Consider the following 15,612-nt stretch of genomic DNA (forward strand, 5'->3'; position numbering starts at 1 on the left):
TCGGTCGGCTGGCCGACGCTTCGATTGACAGGCCGGGGGCAATGCCCTTTCATGGCGACGCCCAAGAAAACACCTGGCCAAACAGTCGAGCCTCGCCCATGTCCCTTGCCTCCAAGCTTCCCCGTTTCCGCTGGCTGCTGCCGGCGTTCGTCGTGCTCGTCGGCGTGGTGCTGACCATCGTCATGCATTGGGACGATCGCGCCGGCCTTTGGTGGAAGGAAAGCCAGGCCAGCCAGCAGCAGCGCGACGAAAGCATCTGGCTGCCGGGCTATCGGGTGGTGATCGACGCCAAGCCGTTGCAGGGCCTGGAGGAGGAAGAAACCTCGGACCTGGCCTACAACCCGGCAACCAGGACCCTGTTCACCGTTACCGGCAAGCGGCCGCTGCTGGTGGAGCTGTCGCTCACCGGCGACGTGCTGCGCACCATCCCGCTGCTCGGCCTGAGCAATCCCGAAGGCGTGGCGGTGCTGGAGAACGGCAACGTCGCGGTGACCGACGAGCGCCGCAATACCCTGACCATCTTCCATGTCGACCCGCAGACCGCCGAGCTGAGCACCAAGAGCCTGGCCGAATTCCCGCTGGGCAATATCGGCAAGAAGAACAAGGGCTTCGAGGGCATCGCCTGGGATCCGCGCCAGCAGCGTCTGTTGCTGAGCAAGGAGCGCGATCCGATGACCCTGTTCAGCTGGAAGAGCGACGGCGGGCCGAGCCTGAGCGGGGCGATGACCGCGCTACCGAGCGACGACCTGTACATGCGCAACGTCTCGGCGCTCAGCGTCGACCCGCGTACCGGCCATACCCTGGTGCTGTCGGCCGAATCGCATCTGCTGCTGGAGCTGGACGAGAAGGGCGAGCCGGTCAGCTTCATCAGCCTGCTCGGCGGCTTCAACGGCCTGGACAGCAAGATCCCGCGCGCCGAAGGGGTGGCCATCGACGACGAGGGCACGATCTACATGGTCAGCGAGCCGAACCTGTTCTACGTGTTCCGCAAGAAGAGCGGCGAGCGCCTGGCCACCAGCGACGCCGATTAAGCTTCGCTTAAGCGCCGATTAAGCCTGGTTTCAGCAAGGCTTCGTAGCCTGGACCCATCGAAACCAACTACGAGGCGTTACCCATGAAACTTCGTCACCTGCCCCTCATCGCTGCCATCGGCCTGTTCTCCACCGTCACCCTGGCCGCCGGCTATACCGGCCCGGGCGCTACCCCGACCACCACCACGGTGAAGGCCGCGCTGGAAGCCGCCGACGACACCCCGGTGGTCCTCCAGGGCACCATCGTCAAGCGCATCAAGGGCGACATCTACGAGTTCCGCGATGCCACCGGCAGCATGAAGGTCGAGATCGACGACGAAGACTTCCCGCCGATGGAAATCAACGACAAGACCCGGGTCAAGCTGACCGGCGAAGTCGACCGCGACCTGGTCGGCCGCGAGATCGACGTCGAGTTCGTCGAAGTGATCAAGTAAGGCCCTGAATCGAAACGGCCCGCCTCTCTTCCGGGAGGTGGGCCGTTTCGCGTTCCGACCGGGCGAAGTTGCGGGCGGGCTTACCGGTGAACCCCTTCGAAACCCTGTAGCACGTTCACTGCGTTGATCCCGATTTCCTCCACCGCGTAGCCTCCCTCCATCACGAACAGCGTGGCCAGGCCGAGCTTGCCGATGGCTTCGCCCATGCGCAGGTAGTCGGGGCTGTCCAGGCGGAACTGGGAAATCGGGTCCTCCTTGAAGGTATCCACCCCCAGGGAAACGATCAGGACGTCCGCCGCATAGGCCTGGATCTGCCGGATCGCCGCCTGCAGCGCCTGGCTCCAGGTCGCCCAGTCGCTGCCGGCCGCCAGTGGGTAGTTGAAGTTGTAGCCGGTGCCGACGCCGTTGCCCTTCTCGTCGGCGTAGCCGAGGAAATAGGGGTATTCGAAGCGCGGATCGCCGTGGATCGAGGTGAACAGCACATCGGCGCGGTCGTAGAAGATGTCCTGGGTGCCGTTGCCATGGTGGTAGTCGACGTCGAGGATCGCCACCCGCCCGGCGCCCCGGTCGAGGAAGGCCTGGGCGGCGATGGCGGCATTGTTGAAGAAGCAATAGCCGCCCATGTAGTCGGCCGCGGCGTGGTGGCCCGGCGGGCGACAGAGCGAAAATACCGAGCGCGCGCCGTTGGCGAGTTCGGACTGGCCGCTGAGGGCGACGTTGGCCGAACTGGTGATCGCCTGCCAGGTCCCGGCGGTGATCGGCGCGCCGGCGTCGAAGGAGTAGTAGCCGAGGCGACCGTCGATGTTGTCCGGCTCCGTCTGCCGCAGGCGCCGGGTCGGCCAGGCGATCGGCAGCATGTCGTGGCTGCGGCCGGTGGCCAGCCAGTCCTGCCAGGCGTTCTGCAGGAAACGCACGAAACCCTCGCTGTGCACCCGGCGGATCGGTTCCAGGCCGAAGTCGCGCGGCGCGCGGACTTCGCCGAGGCCGACGGCCTTCACGCGGTCGAGGACCATGTCGGCGCGGCTGGGTTTTTCGAAGCAGGGGGTGAACTGGCCGCCGATCAGTTCGTGCCGGCCGTGGTGCAGGCGATGGTCGTCGCTGTAGATGGTCAGCATGTCGGGCTCCCGGGCTCAGTTCTGTTCGGAGAAGGTCACGGTCGGCGCCTTGCGGCGGAAACCGCCGGTATGCAACGCCAGGTAGGCGAGGCCGGCGGCGAACCAGGTCAGGCCGATCACCAGGGTCAGCGCCGAGAGGCTGGTCCACAGCCACAGGGTCAGGCCCAGGCCGATGGCCGGCACCAGCCCGTAGCGCAGCAGGTCGCGCGGGGCGCGGCGGCCGTCGAGCAGCAGGTAGCTGCGGATCACCGCCAGGTTCACCGCGGAGAACGCCACCAGCGCGCCGAAGCTGATCATCGAGGCCAGGGTGGTGAGGTCGATGACCACCGCCAGCAGGGAAATCACCGAGACCACCAGGATCGCGATCACTGGCGTCTTGAAGCGCTCCGAGAGGCTGCCGAACACGCGCCGCGGCAGGATGCCGTCGCGGCCCATGCTGTAGAGGATGCGCGACACCGAGGCCTGCGAGGCCAGCGCCGAGCCGGCGGCGCCGGCGACGTAGGCGGCGGTGAAGAAGCTGGCGAGGAACTTGCCGCCGGCCGCCAGCATCACTTCGTTGGCCGCCGACTCGGCGTCCTGGAATACGCTGCCGGGGAACACCAGTTGGCTGAAGACCGCCAGCACGGTGAACAGCAGGCCGGCGCCGACCGTGGTGATGACGATGGCGCGCGGGATGTCGCGTTGCGGGTCGCGGGTTTCCTCGGCCAGGGTCGAGACCGCGTCGAAGCCGAGGAACGACAGGCACAGCACCGCCGCGCCGGCCATCAACGGGGCGAAGCCCGGCTGGCTGCCGTCGCCGACGAAGGGCAGGCTCAGGTCCAGCGAGGGGATGCCGGCCAGGTGCTTGACCGCCATGGCGACGAACACCACGGCGAAGACGAACTGGGCGCCGACGATCACGTTGCTCATGCCGGCCACCGAGCTGATGCCGATCACGTTGAGCACGGTGACCAGGCCGATCGCCGCGAGCACGAAGACCCAGGCCGGCACCATCGGGAAGGCGATGTTGAGGAACAGGCCGATGAGCAGGTAGTTGATCATCGGCAGGAACAGGTAGTCGAGCAGCAGCGACCAGCCGGCGAGGAAGCCGACGCAGGGGCCGAAGCTGAGGCTGGTATAGGAATAGGCCGAGCCGGCGATGGGATATTTCTTCACCATGAAGCTGTAGGAAAAGGCGGTGAAGAGCATCGCCGCCAGGGTGATCAGGTAGGCGCTGGCGGTACGACCGCCGGTGATCTCGGTGACTACCCCGTAGGTGGTGAACATGGTCAGCGGAACCATGTAGACCAGCCCGAAGAAGACCAGGGCGGGAAGCCCGAGGATGCGCCGCAGGCCGGTGCCCTGGGCGCTGTGGACGTACTCGGGGCGCTTGCCGCCGATGAGGATGCCGTTGTTGCGTTCGCTGGCCATGTTCCGCTCCTCGCGAAATGCCGTATCGATCCCGCAGGCGGCCGCTTGGGCGGACCTTTCCTGCGCCGGGTGAATGGACGGGCTAGTGGAAAACCGCTGGGGTTTCCGCCGGGTCGGTGGAAATGGCAGTGACGAGAGGGCGCGCGGCGTGTGCGGGCACGGGCGTTGGGGCGTCGATAGTGTTCATGGCGTTCTCAGGAAGCGTTCTTGTTGGATTTCTAGCTCGCGGTCGCGAGGTTCCCTTGGGCTCTGCCGGCGCCGTTTCCGCGGCTCCGGGCGACCCCTCGAGGAGGGCGCGGTTCGACTCTAGCAATCCGGTTTCGCCGGGGAGAACCCTGTAGACGGTCAAAAAGGGATCGAGATGGCCAAGCTGGCTGGCCGGCCAGCGCTGGCGCGAGCTGGCCGCCAGCGCCGCGTCGATCATTTCTTAAGCTTGGTCCAGACCTTGCTGCGCAACGCCAGGGCTTTCGGCGAGCAGAGCTTGAACGGCTTCAGGCGGTCGAGCTTGTCCTGCGGGGTGTTGATCGCCGGGTCGTCGAACAGTGCTTTCTCCATGAATTTCTCCGAGCCGACGATGGCGTTGTTGTACTTGGCGAAGTTGGAGGCGGCGGCGATGTTCTCCGGGCGCATCATCCAGTCGATGAAGACGTGGGCTTCCTTGACGTTGCTGGCGTCGCGCGGAATCGCGAAGTTGTCGATGAACAGCCGGATGCCTTCCTTCGGATAGACGTATTCGAGGCTGGCGCGTTGGGCGTGGGCGCGGTGGAAGGCGCCGTTCCACTGCTGGTGCATGGCGACCTCGCCGGCGGCCATGCGCTCGATGGTGCCGTCGCTGTTGTACATGGCCAGCGCCGGCTTTTGCCTGAGCAGCAGGTCGAGGACCTTCTGCGCTTCCCTGGCGTCCTCGGTGCATTCGTCGATGCCGAGGTAGTAGGTGGCGGGAATGAACAGTTCCTCGATGGAGTTCAGAGCCACCACCTTGCCTTTCAGCTCGGCTGGTGGTTCGAAGAACGGCTTCCAGCTTTCTTCCAGCCTGCCGCCCGGCACCTTCGCCGTATCGTAGCTGTAGCCGGTGGTGCCCCAGAGATAGGGAATGCTGTAGTCGTGGCCGGGATCGAAGCCAAGGGTCCGGAAGTTTTCCTTCAGATTGCCCAGGCTCGGCAACTGGCTCTTGTCGAGCTTTTGCAGCAGCCCCTCCTTGACGAATATTTCTATGAAACTGTCCGACGGCACCACCACGTCGTAGGCGCCGCCACCGGCCTTGAGCTTGGCCAGCAGCGTCTCGTTGCTGTCGTAGGCGTCGAGGGTGGCCTTGATCCCGGTGTCCTTCTCGAACTTCTTCAGCAACTCCGGCGGGTAGTAGTCCGACCAGTTGGCGAAGTGCAGGGTGCCTTCGGCGTGAGCCTGGCCGCCCAGGGCTAGACCGGCGGCGAAGAGCAGGGTGAGCGGTGTGCGGTAGGTCATGATGGACTCCTGGCGATCTTCTGTTTTTTCTTCGTGGAGGCAGGTTCTCAGCGGCGGCGTTGGCCGAGGTAGTACGACAGGGCGACGAAGGCGATGGAAATCATGAGGATGATCGAGGAAATCGCATTGATCTTCGGGGATATGCCCATGCGGATGGAACTGAAGATGTACACCGGCAGGGTGGTTGCGCCGGCGCCGGCGACGAAATAGGTGATGACGAAATCGTCCATCGAGATGATGAACGCGAGCATCGCCCCGGACAGCACGCCGGGCATCAGCAGCGGCAGGGTGATTTTCCAGAAGGCCTTCCACGGCGAGGCGTAGAGGTCGGCGGCGGCCTCCGCCAGGCGCGGGTCCAGGCCCTCCAGGCGGGCGCGGATCGGCAGGTAGGCGAAGGGGATGCAGAACACGATGTGGGCGATGAGGATGGTGAACAACGACAGCTTCAGGCCGATGAAGGAGAAGAACATCAGGGTCGCCACCGCGGTGACGATCTCCGGCACCAGCAGCGGCAGGCCGAGAACGCCGTTCATCAGGGTCTGCCCGCGGAAGGCGCGACCGCGCATGCCCAGCGCGGCGAGGGTGGCCAGGACGGTCGAGGCCAGGGTGGCGAGGGTGGCGACGAGCAGCGAGTTCTTCGCCGCGCGGAGGATTTCCGGATCGTTGGCCACCACCGCATACCATTTCAGGCTGAAGCTCTCCCAGAGCGTCGCCGACTGGCCGCTGTTGAAGCTGAGCACTACCAGCACCAGGATCGGGATGTAGAGGAAGGCGAAGAACAGCCAGGCGGCCTGGCGCACGCCGCTGAAGGTCCAGAGTGGATTGCGGCCGTTCATGGCTGGCCTCCGCCGGCGTTGGCCCGGAAGCGCAGGTTGTAGATCAGCATCGCCAGCAGGACGAAGGCCAGCAGGGCGAACGAAAGGGCGGCGCCGAACGGCCAGTTGTGCGCGGTACCGAATTGCAGCTGGATCAGGTTGCCGATCATCAGCGCCTTACCGCCGCCGAGCAATTCCGGAATGATGTAGCTGCCCAGGGCCGGGATGAATACCAGGATGCAGCCGGCGACTATCCCCGGCATCGCCAGCGGCACGATCACCCGGCGCAGCGCTTTCCAGCGGTTGGCGCCGAGGTCGAATGCCGCCTCCACCAGGCGCCAGTCCATCTTTTCCAGGCTGCTGTAGATCGGCAGCACCATGAACGGCAGGTAGGTATAAAGGAGGCCGATGATCACCGCGTTGTCGGTATAGAGCAGCCCCAGCCCGGTGTCGGTCAGGCCGATGCCTTGCAGGCCGGCGTCCACCAGCCCGCCGTTGCGCAGCAGCAGGATCCAGGCGTAGACCCGCACCAGCAGGTTGGTCCAGAACGGCACGGTGACCAGGAACAGCAGCAGGTTGCGCCGGCGTTCCGGTTGCAACGCCAGGTACAGCGCGGTGGGGAAGCCGAGCGCCAGGCAGCCGAGGGTGGTCAGCAGCGACAGCCAGAACGAGCGCTGGAAGATGCCCAGGTAGTCGGCGTTGAACACCAGGCTGTCGTCCAGGTCGCGTTCCCAGAGGAAATTGAGGTAGGCCTCCAGGCTGTGCTGGCCCCATTTCACTCCGCCGTAGTCGCCGGATTGCTGGATCGACACGGCGAACATGATGCCCAGCGGGATCACCAGGAACAGCACCAGCATCAGCATCGCCGGGCTGCTCAGCAGCAGGCGCCGACGCAGCTGCCGGCGTTCGGCCGACTGTTGCGCGGTAGGTCGGCCGGCGGTGCTCATTCGGCGAGCACCCGGATGGCGGCGGCGGGAATCCGCACCCGCACCTTCGCCCCCGGACTGTGCGGGCAGCGTGCGCCGTCGCGGTTCTGCTGGCGCACGCGGAAGCCCGGCTGTCCGGCCACGTTCAGGTGGTAGACGGTATCGGTGCCGACATAGACGATGTTTTCCAGCACGCCTTCCAACTGGCCGTCGGCGGCCAGTTCGGTGCGCTCCGGGCGGATCGCCAAGGTCACAGCGCCGCTGCCCGGGGTCGTCGCGGCCAGCCGCTGGCCGTCCGCCAGGCGCACGCCGTCGGCGTCGGCCTGGCCCTCGAGGAAGTTGGTTTCGCCGATGAAGTCGGCGACCGCCCGGTTCAGCGGCGCCTCGTAGATGTCGCTGGGCGTGCCGACCTGCAACACCTTGCCCTTGCTCATCACCGCGATGCGGTCGGACATGGTCAGCGCTTCCTCCTGGTCGTGGGTGACGAAGATGAAGGTGATCCCGGTCTCGTGCTGCAGGCGCTTCAGCTCGATCTGCATTTCCTTGCGCAGCTTCAGGTCCAGCGCCGACAGCGACTCGTCGAGCAGCAGCACCTTGGGCCGGCTGGCCAGCGCGCGGGCCAGGGCGATGCGTTGCTGCTGGCCACCGGACAACTGGTCGGCGCGGCGCTTGCCGACCTCCGGCAGCTTCACCAGGTCGAGCATGCGGCTCACGGTGGCGTCGATCTCGCTGCGCGGGCGGCCCTGCATCTCCAGGCCGAAGCCGATGTTGTCGGCGACGCTCATGTGCGGGAACAGCGCATAACTCTGGAACACCGTGTTGACCGGGCGGCGGAACGGCGGCAGGCCTTCCATGTGTTCGCCATAGAGGCGGATGCTGCCGGAACTGGGCTGTTCGAAGCCGGCGATGAGGCGGAGGAGGGTGGTCTTGCCGCAGCCGGAAGGGCCGAGGAGGGTGAAGAATTCGTTGGCGTGGATATCCAGGGACACATCGTCAAGGGCCTTCAGGCCTTGGCCGGGGGTACCGAATTCCATGCAGATCCGCTCGATGGCTATCGCGCTGGTCATGCTGAATTCCATGCAGTCAAGCAGTTGTTATTGTTGAGGTTTTGCGGTTTCTGGGGCCCGCTTCACCTGCTGCGGTTCGATAATGACCGGGGCGCCGCGGGCGCAGAACGATAGATGCGGCCAATAAGGGATCGAACAGGCCAATCTGGTGGCGCTGGAAGAAGACTGCGGATGCTCTCTTGTCGTCTCTTTCGGACAGGAAACTCGGACCTGTCCGAGTCGCCCGGGCGGCTGGCTGACTTTAAGCTTGGCTTCAGCCTGGAGCCGTAGCTTGCGTAGGAAAGGTCGGGCGCAGCCCGTTTCCATACAGCGTACAGGCTCTATGCTATGACTATCCACGCCCAAACTCCCGAGCCGTTTTCCATGTCCCGAGCTTTCACGCCTCGCCGTCTGCTGCTGGCCGTCCTGCTGGTCGCGCTGTCCGCGCTGGTCCTTCTCGGCCAGAGCTTCCGGGTCTTCGACCGGGCCTGGTTCGCCGTCCAGGAGTGGCGTCACGCCGATGCCTGGAAAGAGCGCTCGATATGGCTGCCGGACTACCGCGTGCGGATCGAGGCGCAGCCCATCGAGGGGTTGAACGACGACGTTTCCGCGCTGACCTTCGATCCCGACCGGCGCACCCTGTTCACCGTGACCAACCAGCCGGCGCAGATCATCGAGCTGTCCTTGCAGGGCAAGGTACTGCGGACCATCCCGCTGACCGGCTTCGGCGACGCCGAGGCCATCGAGTACATCAGCCGCGGCGTCTACGTGATCACCGACGAGCGCCAGCAACGCCTGGTCAAGGTGCGCCTGGAGGACGACACGCGCTTCATCGACGCTGCCGATGCCCAGCAGCTTTCGCTGGGTATCGGCCTCAACGGCAACAAGGGTTTCGAAGGGCTAGCTTACGACGCCGAGGGCAAGCGCCTGTTCGTCGCCAAGGAGCGTGACCCGGTGCGCATCTACGAGATCCACGGTTTCCCCCACACCCAGGCGGACAAACCGTTCGCCGTGCACGTGGTGGACGACCCCGGGCGCGACAAGCGCCTGTTCGTCCGCGACCTGTCCAGCCTGCAGTTCGACGAGGGCACCGGGCACCTGCTGGCGTTGTCCGACGAGTCGCGTCTGGTAGTCGAGCTGGACACCGACGGCGAGCCGGTCAGCACCCTGTCGCTGCTGCGCGGCATGCACGGCCTGAAGCGCAGCGTGCCGCAGGCCGAGGGCGTGGCGATGGACGACCGTGGCGTGCTCTACCTGGTCAGCGAGCCGAACCTGTTCTACGTGTTCAGCAAGGACGAGCCGGCGCAGCCCTGACGCGGCCTACGGGGACGGCAGGAGCGTCCCCTGGCCCGCTCAGAACTGCCAGTTCACCCCGAGCGAATAGCCCGCCTGGTTGCCTTCGCTGTGGGCGAAGCGGCTGTTGGCTTCGGCGAAGACCCCGAGCTGCTCGGTGATCGCCAGTTGCGCGCCAAGCTGGGCGCGGCCGAAATCCTTGTCCACGCCGCCCATGTCGGCGACCCGGACACGCCCGTCGCCGCGGCTGGTCAGGTCCATGTCGTCCAGGCGTCCGTTCGCCAGCTCGCGGACCCAGCGCAGGCTGGCGTAGGGTTGCAGGCGCATTCTCGCGCCCAGCGCCAGCTCGCCGCGCAGGCGCCAGCCGAGACTCGCCTCCAGCGAGTCGTAGTCCTGCTTCTCGTAGCCGAGTGCGGTACGCAGGGCCTCGTCCTCGCGGAAGTCGTCGATGCGGTAGTGCATGTAGTCGAGGCCGGCCAGCGGCCCGCTCCGCAGTTCGCCGAAGCTGAAGTCATAGCCGCCTTCCAGCCGGGCGCCCCAGGACCAGGCCGAGGTGTCGCCCGACAGACGCTGGTCGAGCAGCACCGGCCCGCCGGCGGCCTGGAGGTAGACCGAACGCTTGCTGTCGTAGCGGGTATGCCCGAGGTTCAGCTCGCCGGCCAGCCATTCCGGACCGCCGTCGTTGTACAGGCCGAACAGGCCGAGCTGCCAGGTGTCGCCCTCGATGCGCCCACCATGGTCCAGCTTGTCGCGGCTGCGCTGGAAGGCCAGGCTGCCGCCGAGAGTCAGGGCCTCGCTGTAGCGGTAGTCGCCGAGCAGATGCACGCCGGCGCGCCTGGACTCCGGATTGCCAGGCATGTCGAAACCGCTGTCCGGCGAGACCTCGCCCTCCGCGCCCACCTCGCCGTCGAAGCTGCCTACCGGCCGGTTGCTGCCGAGCAGGGTCAGCCAGCGGCGGTCGTGCAGGCGGGTCAGTGCCTGATGCTGGCGCTGCAACTGGTCTTCCATCTGCCGCGCCAGGGCGCCGCCGGAGGCGGTGGAGGCCAGCAGGTCGGCGTTGGTCAGCTCCAGCACCAGGCGCGTCAGCAGGCGGGAAAAGTCGCGCATGCGTTGCTCGATGCGCTCCTGGCCGAGGGCGTTGGTCAGTACTTCCTTGTTGTCCTCGGCCGGGTCGTGCCAGGTTGAGCCGCCGGGAATCGCCGGGTTGTCGGTCTGCTCGTAGCCGTCCAGGTCGCCCAGTTCCCAGTTGGTCGCCTCGATGAACAACACCGGGATGTCCATCCCGTTGAAGCTTTCGCCGTCGCTGCAGCAGCCGGTACCCGCCGGGTATTCGGCGTTCAGGCCGGGGTTGGTGAACAACGGGATGTCCAGCTCGCGGGCGATGCGCAGGATCTGTTCGCGGTAGGCGCCGAGGGCCGGGCTGGACACGCTGTTGGAGCCGGCATGGGCGTACATCTTGTCGCCGGTGACCAGGCTGTCGAGGTTGATCATTCCCAGCAGGTTGGCGCGCTGGCTGGCGTCGAGGGACTCGACGTAGGCACGCGAACCGCGCAGGCCTTCCTCCTCGGCGCCGAAACCGACCACCTCGAGGCCGTTCTCCAGGGCGATGCCGCCGAGGTTGCGGGCGATCTCGGTGAGCACCGCCGCGCCCGAGGCGTTATCGTCCAGGCCCTGCAGGGTCGGGCGACCGTAGTAGGTGTCGTAGTGCGCGCCGAGTACCAGGAACTTCCCGCTGCTACCGGGCGCCGAGGCGATGACGTTCTGCGAACTGCGGTTGCCGGCCCAGGTGAAGTCCTGGCGACTGGTCTGGTAGCCGAAGCCCAGGCGCGACTGCATCAGTTCGCTGGCGCCGGCGAAGCTGGCGGTGCCGCGATAGCGGCCCGGGTAGTCGGTGATCAGGCGCTCCAGGGTCTCCCCGGCGTATTCCCCGTATTGGTAGGCGTTGGCGCCCAACGACAGCGCGGCACATCCCAGGCCTACAGCGACAGCTAATGGTTTGAACACGGCACTTTCCTCTGTGTCGGTACGATGGTGCATCGAATGATGCTCGCGCCGCGGAAAGCAGGATGCGGACCGTTTCATGTCCCGGTGGCACGAAGTGACGCCTGGTCGACCTGCGGTGTCGCCAGGTTGTAAGAAGCGTCGCTCCTGGCGATGGGCGGGAAGCTTCGTGCTGGACGTAGTGTTACCGGCGATGGCCGGTACTGGGGCGTGACTTCCCGTTTCGGGGCTTGGTAACCGCGAGCGGTCGATTTACAGTGCTCGCCCTGCCGATCTCCTGGATACCCGTCGCATGAACATTTTCCGCGAAGCCCTGCTCAACCGTCGCCTGAAGAAGGCCCTGGCACGTCACGGTTGCCGCATGGCCAGCGGGGTCGAGACGCTGCGCGACGGCACGCAGGTGACGCTGGAGCCGAACGTGAAGCTGGGCAAGGCGAAGATCCATTCGCCGGCACTGGAGGTCGGCGCCTATACCGACGTGGTCAGCGGCTGCGAGTTCTTGGAGGTGGCCAGCATCGGCCGCTTCTGCTCGATCGCCACCGGGGTGGTGATCGGTCAGCCGCGCCGCTCGCATCCAATGCACTGGCTGAGCACCCACGCCTTCACCGCCAATCCGAAGCTGTTGCGCAAGCCGTTGCAGCCCGAGCGCGAAGCGACCCCGGCGCGGATCGGCCACGATGTATGGATCGGGCGCGACGCGCTGATCCTCGATGGGGTGGAGATCGGCACCGGCGCGGTGATCGGCGCGCAATCGCTGGTCAATCGCGACGTGCCGCCCTACGCGGTGGTGGCGGGCTCGCCGGCGCGGGTGCTCCGTTATCGCTTCGCGCCGGAGCTGATCGAGCGACTGCTGGCGAGTCGCTGGTGGGAGTTGCCGCTGGACGTGCTTGGCGAATTGCCGCTGGACGATCCGCAGGCCTGCGTCGAGGCGCTGGAGCGTCGGCCGCCGCAGGCGTGCCAGGAGGCGCGGCGCTTGCGCATCCGGCACAAGCCGTTCGCCATCGAATGGCTGTCCTGAGGCCCGCAGCCGCCGCCGGCGTCGACGGCGGCCAGGGCTGGGTCAGCTTTCGTCGCTGAGACCGGCTTCCGGCGCTGCGCGCTTCACCGACTGCACGCCGGCTTCGGCGTTGGCCTGGCTGGCATAGAGCTGGCTCTGGCCGACGACCTGGCCATTGGTGGCCTTGAGTACGAAGTGGAACTTGCCGTTGCTGGCCGGCTTGACCTCGAAGGCACCGTCGCGCTGGGAGTTCTTGCGCACCGACTCGATGCCGCCGAGCGCCGAGTCCTTGGCCTTGTACAGTTCGCTGGTGAGAATGATCTCGCCGTTGGCGGCATGCAGGTTGAAGTGGAACTGGCCGTCTTTCGCTTTCTTCAGATGGAATTTGGCTGCCATGTCTAGCTCCTTGTTCACAGGGTGAGGCGGATCGCAACGGACCAGCCGTCTGCTGAGACACAGCGTAGCCGCTTTTGTTGCAGTGTCGCCCCGCTCCGGTCATCGGCCCTGGGGCAAGCGGGCTCAGGCCTTGAGGGTCTTGACGCCGTCGGCGGTGCCGAGTAGCAGCAGGTCGGCCGGGCGGGCGGCGAACAAGCCGTTGGTGACCACGCCGACGATGGCGTTGATCTTCTCTTCCAGTTCCACCGGGCTGTCGATGCGCAGGTTGTGCACGTCGAGGATGATATTGCCGTTGTCGGTCAGCACGCCTTCGCGGTAGACCGGATCGCCGCCGAGCTTCACCAGTTGGCGGGCGACGTGGCTGCGAGCCATCGGGATGACCTCCACCGGCAGCGGGAACTGGCCGAGGATGGGCACCAGCTTGCTGGCATCGGCGATGCAGATGAAGGTCTTGGCCACCGCGGCGACGATCTTCTCGCGGGTCAGCGCGGCACCGCCGCCCTTGATCAGCTCCAGGCGCTCGTTGCTTTCGTCGGCGCCGTCGACGTAGAACTCCAGCTCGCTGACCGTGTTCAGCTCGTAGACCGGGATGCCATGCTCCTTCAGGCGCTTGGCGGTGGCCTCCGAACTGGCTACTGCGCCGTCGAACTCGGCCTTGTGGCGGGCCAGGGCATCGATGAAGAAGTTGGCGGTGGAGCCTGTGCCGACGCCGACGATGCTCTTGCTGTCGAGGTGCGGAAGAATGTGGTCGACGGCGGCCTGTGCCACTGCCTGCTTGAGCTGATCCTGGTTCATCCCGGGTGCCTGTCTGGTTGCCTGGCCGGCCGTCCCGGCGGCGCAGGCGGAGGGTGCGCGCGGCCGGGGCGGCCCGGCGGGTTTCCGGCACGTCCTGTGCCGCTGCGATACGAAGGGACGAATTATAGCGGCCTGGCGTCCTCCGGTCTTGCCCCGGATGACCGGCAGTCGCGGTGTTTTCCTGCGGCGCGCCGGTAGTCCGCCCGGCGGGCCTGGAGTAGACTCCGGGCTTCCGTGAAGTCCGCCGAACCGCCTCCGATGCTCGAACAATACGTCAAGAAGATCCTCACCTCGCGCGTCTACGACGTCGCGGTGGAAACGCCCCTGCAACCCGCCCGCCAGTTGTCCGAACGCCTCGGCAACCAGGTCCTGCTCAAGCGCGAGGACCTGCAGCCGGTGTTTTCCTTCAAGATCCGCGGCGCCTACAACAAGGTCGCGCAGCTCACCGAGGAGGAGAAGGCCCGCGGGGTGATCGCCGCCTCGGCCGGCAACCACGCCCAGGGCCTGGCCCTGGCGGCCAAGCGGCAGGGGATCAGGGCGGTCATCGTGATGCCCAAGACCACCCCCGAGATCAAGGTCCAGGCGGTGCGCGCCCACGGCGCCAAGGCGGTGCTGCACGGCGACGCCTTCCCCGAGGCGCTGGCCCACGCGCTGAAGCTGGTCGACGAGAAGGGCTACACCTTCGTCCATCCCTACGACGATCCGGACACCATCGCCGGCCAGGGCACCGTGGCCATGGAGATTCTCCGCCAGCAGCCCGGCCGCCTCGATGCGATCTTCGTCCCGGTGGGCGGTGGCGGACTGGTCGCCGGCATCGCCGCCTACGTCAAGTACCTGCGTCCGGAGATCAAGGTGATCGGCGTCGAGCCGGACGAGTCGAACTGCCTGCAGGCGGCCATGGCCGCCGGCGAGCGGGTGGTGCTGGGCCAGGTCGGGCTGTTCGCCGACGGCGTGGCGGTGGCGCAGATCGGCCAGCACACCTTCGACATCTGCAAGGACCACGTCGACGAAGTGATCACCGTCAGCACCGACGAGATCTGTGCGGCGATCAAGGACATCTACGACGACACCCGCTCGATCACCGAGCCGGCCGGCGCGCTGGCGGTGGCCGGGATCAAGAAGTACGTCGAGCGCGAGCGCGCCGAGGGGCAGACCCTGGTGGCGATCGACTCCGGCGCCAACGTCAACTTCGATCGCCTGCGGCATGTCGCCGAACGCGCCGAACTGGGCGAGCGCCGCGAAGCGATCATCGCGGTGACCATTCCCGAGCGGCCGGGCAGCTTCAAGGCCTTCTGCGAGGCGGTCGGCAAGCGCCAGATCACCGAGTTCAACTATCGCTACCACAGCGGCAGCGAGGCGCACATCTTCGTCGGCGTGCAGACCCACCCGGAGAACGACCCGCGCGAGGCGCTGGTGGCCTATCTGCGCGAGAAGGGCTTCCCGGTCCTCGACCTGACCGACAACGAACTGGCCAAGCTGCACATCCGCCACATGGTTGGCGGCCATGCGGTGAAAGTCAGCGACGAGATGGTGTTCCGCTTCGAATTCCCCGAGCGGCCCGGCGCGCTGTTCAACTTCCTCACCAAGCTCGGCGGGCGCTGGAACATCTCGATGTTCCACTACCGCAACCATGGCGCGGCCGACGGCCGGGTGGTGGCCGGGTTGCAGGTGCCGGAAGACGAGCGCCACCTGATCCCGCAGACCCTGGAGGCGATCGGCTATCCGTACTGGGACGAGACCGCCAACCCGGCCTACCAGCTGTTCCTCGGCTGACCCGCGGCGGCTCGCCGACACGGGCTGCTAAGCTTCACGGGCAGGTGATCTCCTTCCTCGGGAACTGAGCCCGCCCCCGGCCCCTCAAACGGGCCGGGAACACGGACAAGGATGCG

14 protein-coding genes are annotated in these 15,612 nt (G+C 66.4%); 5 read left to right on the top strand and 9 right to left on the bottom strand.

Annotated features, from left to right (window positions below; translation table 11 throughout):
• The first annotated feature begins 41 nt into the window (after window positions 1-41).
• Entirely contained in the window at window positions 42-1,031 is a 990-nt protein-coding gene (locus ACI766_RS01585) for an SdiA-regulated domain-containing protein (protein WP_003121726.1), read from the top strand.
• A gap of 83 nt (window positions 1,032-1,114) precedes the next feature.
• Window positions 1,115-1,465 carry a NirD/YgiW/YdeI family stress tolerance protein gene (locus ACI766_RS01590; RefSeq protein WP_003084357.1) on the top strand — a complete coding sequence of 117 codons (351 nt, stop codon included), beginning with the start codon at window positions 1,115-1,117 and terminating at the stop codon, window positions 1,463-1,465.
• Between the two features lie 80 nt (window positions 1,466-1,545).
• Here the strand turns inward: ACI766_RS01590 and aphB are convergent, their stop codons facing one another.
• The 6 genes from aphB to ACI766_RS01620 form a co-directional block, all read right to left on the bottom strand.
• Window positions 1,546-2,580, bottom strand: coding sequence for an acetylpolyamine amidohydrolase AphB (gene aphB, locus ACI766_RS01595; protein WP_003110574.1), 1,035 nt, complete (start codon window positions 2,578-2,580; stop codon window positions 1,546-1,548).
• A 15-nt stretch (window positions 2,581-2,595) separates the two neighbouring features.
• Window positions 2,596-3,990, bottom strand: a complete 1,395-nt coding sequence (locus tag ACI766_RS01600) for an APC family permease (protein ID WP_003112951.1) — start codon at window positions 3,988-3,990, stop codon at window positions 2,596-2,598.
• A gap of 420 nt (window positions 3,991-4,410) precedes the next feature.
• Window positions 4,411-5,454, bottom strand: a complete 1,044-nt coding sequence (locus tag ACI766_RS01605; protein ID WP_017001825.1) for an extracellular solute-binding protein — start codon at window positions 5,452-5,454, stop codon at window positions 4,411-4,413.
• 47 nt (window positions 5,455-5,501) lie between these two features.
• Complete coding sequence (locus tag ACI766_RS01610; RefSeq protein ID WP_003112952.1) at window positions 5,502-6,290, bottom strand: ABC transporter permease; 789 nt, start codon at window positions 6,288-6,290, stop codon at window positions 5,502-5,504.
• Window positions 6,287-7,216, bottom strand: coding sequence for an ABC transporter permease (locus ACI766_RS01615; RefSeq protein WP_003112953.1), 930 nt, complete (start codon window positions 7,214-7,216; stop codon window positions 6,287-6,289). The genes ACI766_RS01610 and ACI766_RS01615 overlap by 4 nt, the downstream gene beginning before the upstream one ends.
• Window positions 7,213-8,262, bottom strand: a complete 1,050-nt coding sequence (locus ACI766_RS01620) for an ABC transporter ATP-binding protein (protein ID WP_003112954.1) — start codon at window positions 8,260-8,262, stop codon at window positions 7,213-7,215. Before ACI766_RS01620 ends, ACI766_RS01615 begins: the two co-directional genes overlap by 4 nt.
• A gap of 327 nt (window positions 8,263-8,589) precedes the next feature.
• Here ACI766_RS01620 and ACI766_RS01625 point away from each other — a divergent pair, with 327 nt between their 5' ends.
• Window positions 8,590-9,555, top strand: coding sequence for an SdiA-regulated domain-containing protein (locus ACI766_RS01625; RefSeq protein ID WP_003118774.1), 966 nt, complete (start codon window positions 8,590-8,592; stop codon window positions 9,553-9,555).
• Window positions 9,556-9,594: 39 nt separating this feature from the next.
• Here ACI766_RS01625 and ACI766_RS01630 read toward each other — a convergent pair whose 3' ends face one another.
• Window positions 9,595-11,538, bottom strand: coding sequence for an autotransporter outer membrane beta-barrel domain-containing protein (locus tag ACI766_RS01630; RefSeq protein WP_076938813.1), 1,944 nt, complete (start codon window positions 11,536-11,538; stop codon window positions 9,595-9,597).
• Between the two features lie 289 nt (window positions 11,539-11,827).
• Between ACI766_RS01630 and ACI766_RS01635 the strand changes: the two genes are divergently transcribed.
• Window positions 11,828-12,553 (top strand): CatB-related O-acetyltransferase, encoded by a 726-nt coding sequence (locus ACI766_RS01635; protein ID WP_003117873.1) that lies wholly within the window; start codon window positions 11,828-11,830, stop codon window positions 12,551-12,553.
• A gap of 42 nt (window positions 12,554-12,595) precedes the next feature.
• On the opposite strand, the gene ACI766_RS01640 is transcribed toward ACI766_RS01635, so the two are convergent.
• The gene (locus tag ACI766_RS01640; RefSeq protein ID WP_003117874.1) at window positions 12,596-12,928 is read right to left on the bottom strand and encodes a YegP family protein; all 333 of its coding nucleotides are present in this window, start codon (window positions 12,926-12,928) and stop codon (window positions 12,596-12,598) included.
• 123 nt (window positions 12,929-13,051) lie between these two features.
• Window positions 13,052-13,723 (bottom strand): ribose-5-phosphate isomerase RpiA, encoded by a 672-nt coding sequence (gene rpiA / locus ACI766_RS01645; protein WP_003084386.1) that lies wholly within the window; start codon window positions 13,721-13,723, stop codon window positions 13,052-13,054.
• A 258-nt stretch (window positions 13,724-13,981) separates the two neighbouring features.
• Between rpiA and ilvA the strand changes: the two genes are divergently transcribed.
• Window positions 13,982-15,496, top strand: a complete 1,515-nt coding sequence (ilvA, locus tag ACI766_RS01650) for a threonine ammonia-lyase, biosynthetic (protein WP_003110582.1) — start codon at window positions 13,982-13,984, stop codon at window positions 15,494-15,496.
• Window positions 15,497-15,612 lie beyond the last annotated feature (116 nt).

The sequence above is a fragment of the Pseudomonas sp. DL genome, assembly GCF_047199225.1.
In the GTDB taxonomy this organism is placed as follows: Bacteria; Pseudomonadota; Gammaproteobacteria; order Pseudomonadales; family Pseudomonadaceae; genus Pseudomonas; species Pseudomonas aeruginosa.

Excerpts from the sequence above, each read along its gene's own strand:
- ACI766_RS01585 (WP_003121726.1), top strand. The coding sequence starts at position 42 with ATGCCCTTTCATGGCGACGCCCAAGAAAACACCTGGCCAAACAGTCGA.
- ACI766_RS01590 (WP_003084357.1), top strand. The coding sequence starts at position 1,115 with ATGAAACTTCGTCACCTGCCCCTCATCGCTGCCATCGGCCTGTTCTCC.
- aphB (WP_003110574.1), bottom strand. The coding sequence starts at position 2,580 with ATGCTGACCATCTACAGCGACGACCATCGCCTGCACCACGGCCGGCAC.
- ACI766_RS01600 (WP_003112951.1), bottom strand. The coding sequence starts at position 3,990 with ATGGCCAGCGAACGCAACAACGGCATCCTCATCGGCGGCAAGCGCCCC.
- ACI766_RS01605 (WP_017001825.1), bottom strand. The coding sequence starts at position 5,454 with ATGACCTACCGCACACCGCTCACCCTGCTCTTCGCCGCCGGTCTAGCC.
- ACI766_RS01610 (WP_003112952.1), bottom strand. The coding sequence starts at position 6,290 with ATGAACGGCCGCAATCCACTCTGGACCTTCAGCGGCGTGCGCCAGGCC.
- ACI766_RS01615 (WP_003112953.1), bottom strand. The coding sequence starts at position 7,216 with ATGAGCACCGCCGGCCGACCTACCGCGCAACAGTCGGCCGAACGCCGG.
- ACI766_RS01620 (WP_003112954.1), bottom strand. The coding sequence starts at position 8,262 with ATGACCAGCGCGATAGCCATCGAGCGGATCTGCATGGAATTCGGTACC.
- ACI766_RS01625 (WP_003118774.1), top strand. The coding sequence starts at position 8,590 with ATGACTATCCACGCCCAAACTCCCGAGCCGTTTTCCATGTCCCGAGCT.
- ACI766_RS01635 (WP_003117873.1), top strand. The coding sequence starts at position 11,828 with ATGAACATTTTCCGCGAAGCCCTGCTCAACCGTCGCCTGAAGAAGGCC.
- ACI766_RS01640 (WP_003117874.1), bottom strand. The coding sequence starts at position 12,928 with ATGGCAGCCAAATTCCATCTGAAGAAAGCGAAAGACGGCCAGTTCCAC.
- rpiA (WP_003084386.1), bottom strand. The coding sequence starts at position 13,723 with ATGAACCAGGATCAGCTCAAGCAGGCAGTGGCACAGGCCGCCGTCGAC.
- ilvA (WP_003110582.1), top strand. The coding sequence starts at position 13,982 with ATGCTCGAACAATACGTCAAGAAGATCCTCACCTCGCGCGTCTACGAC.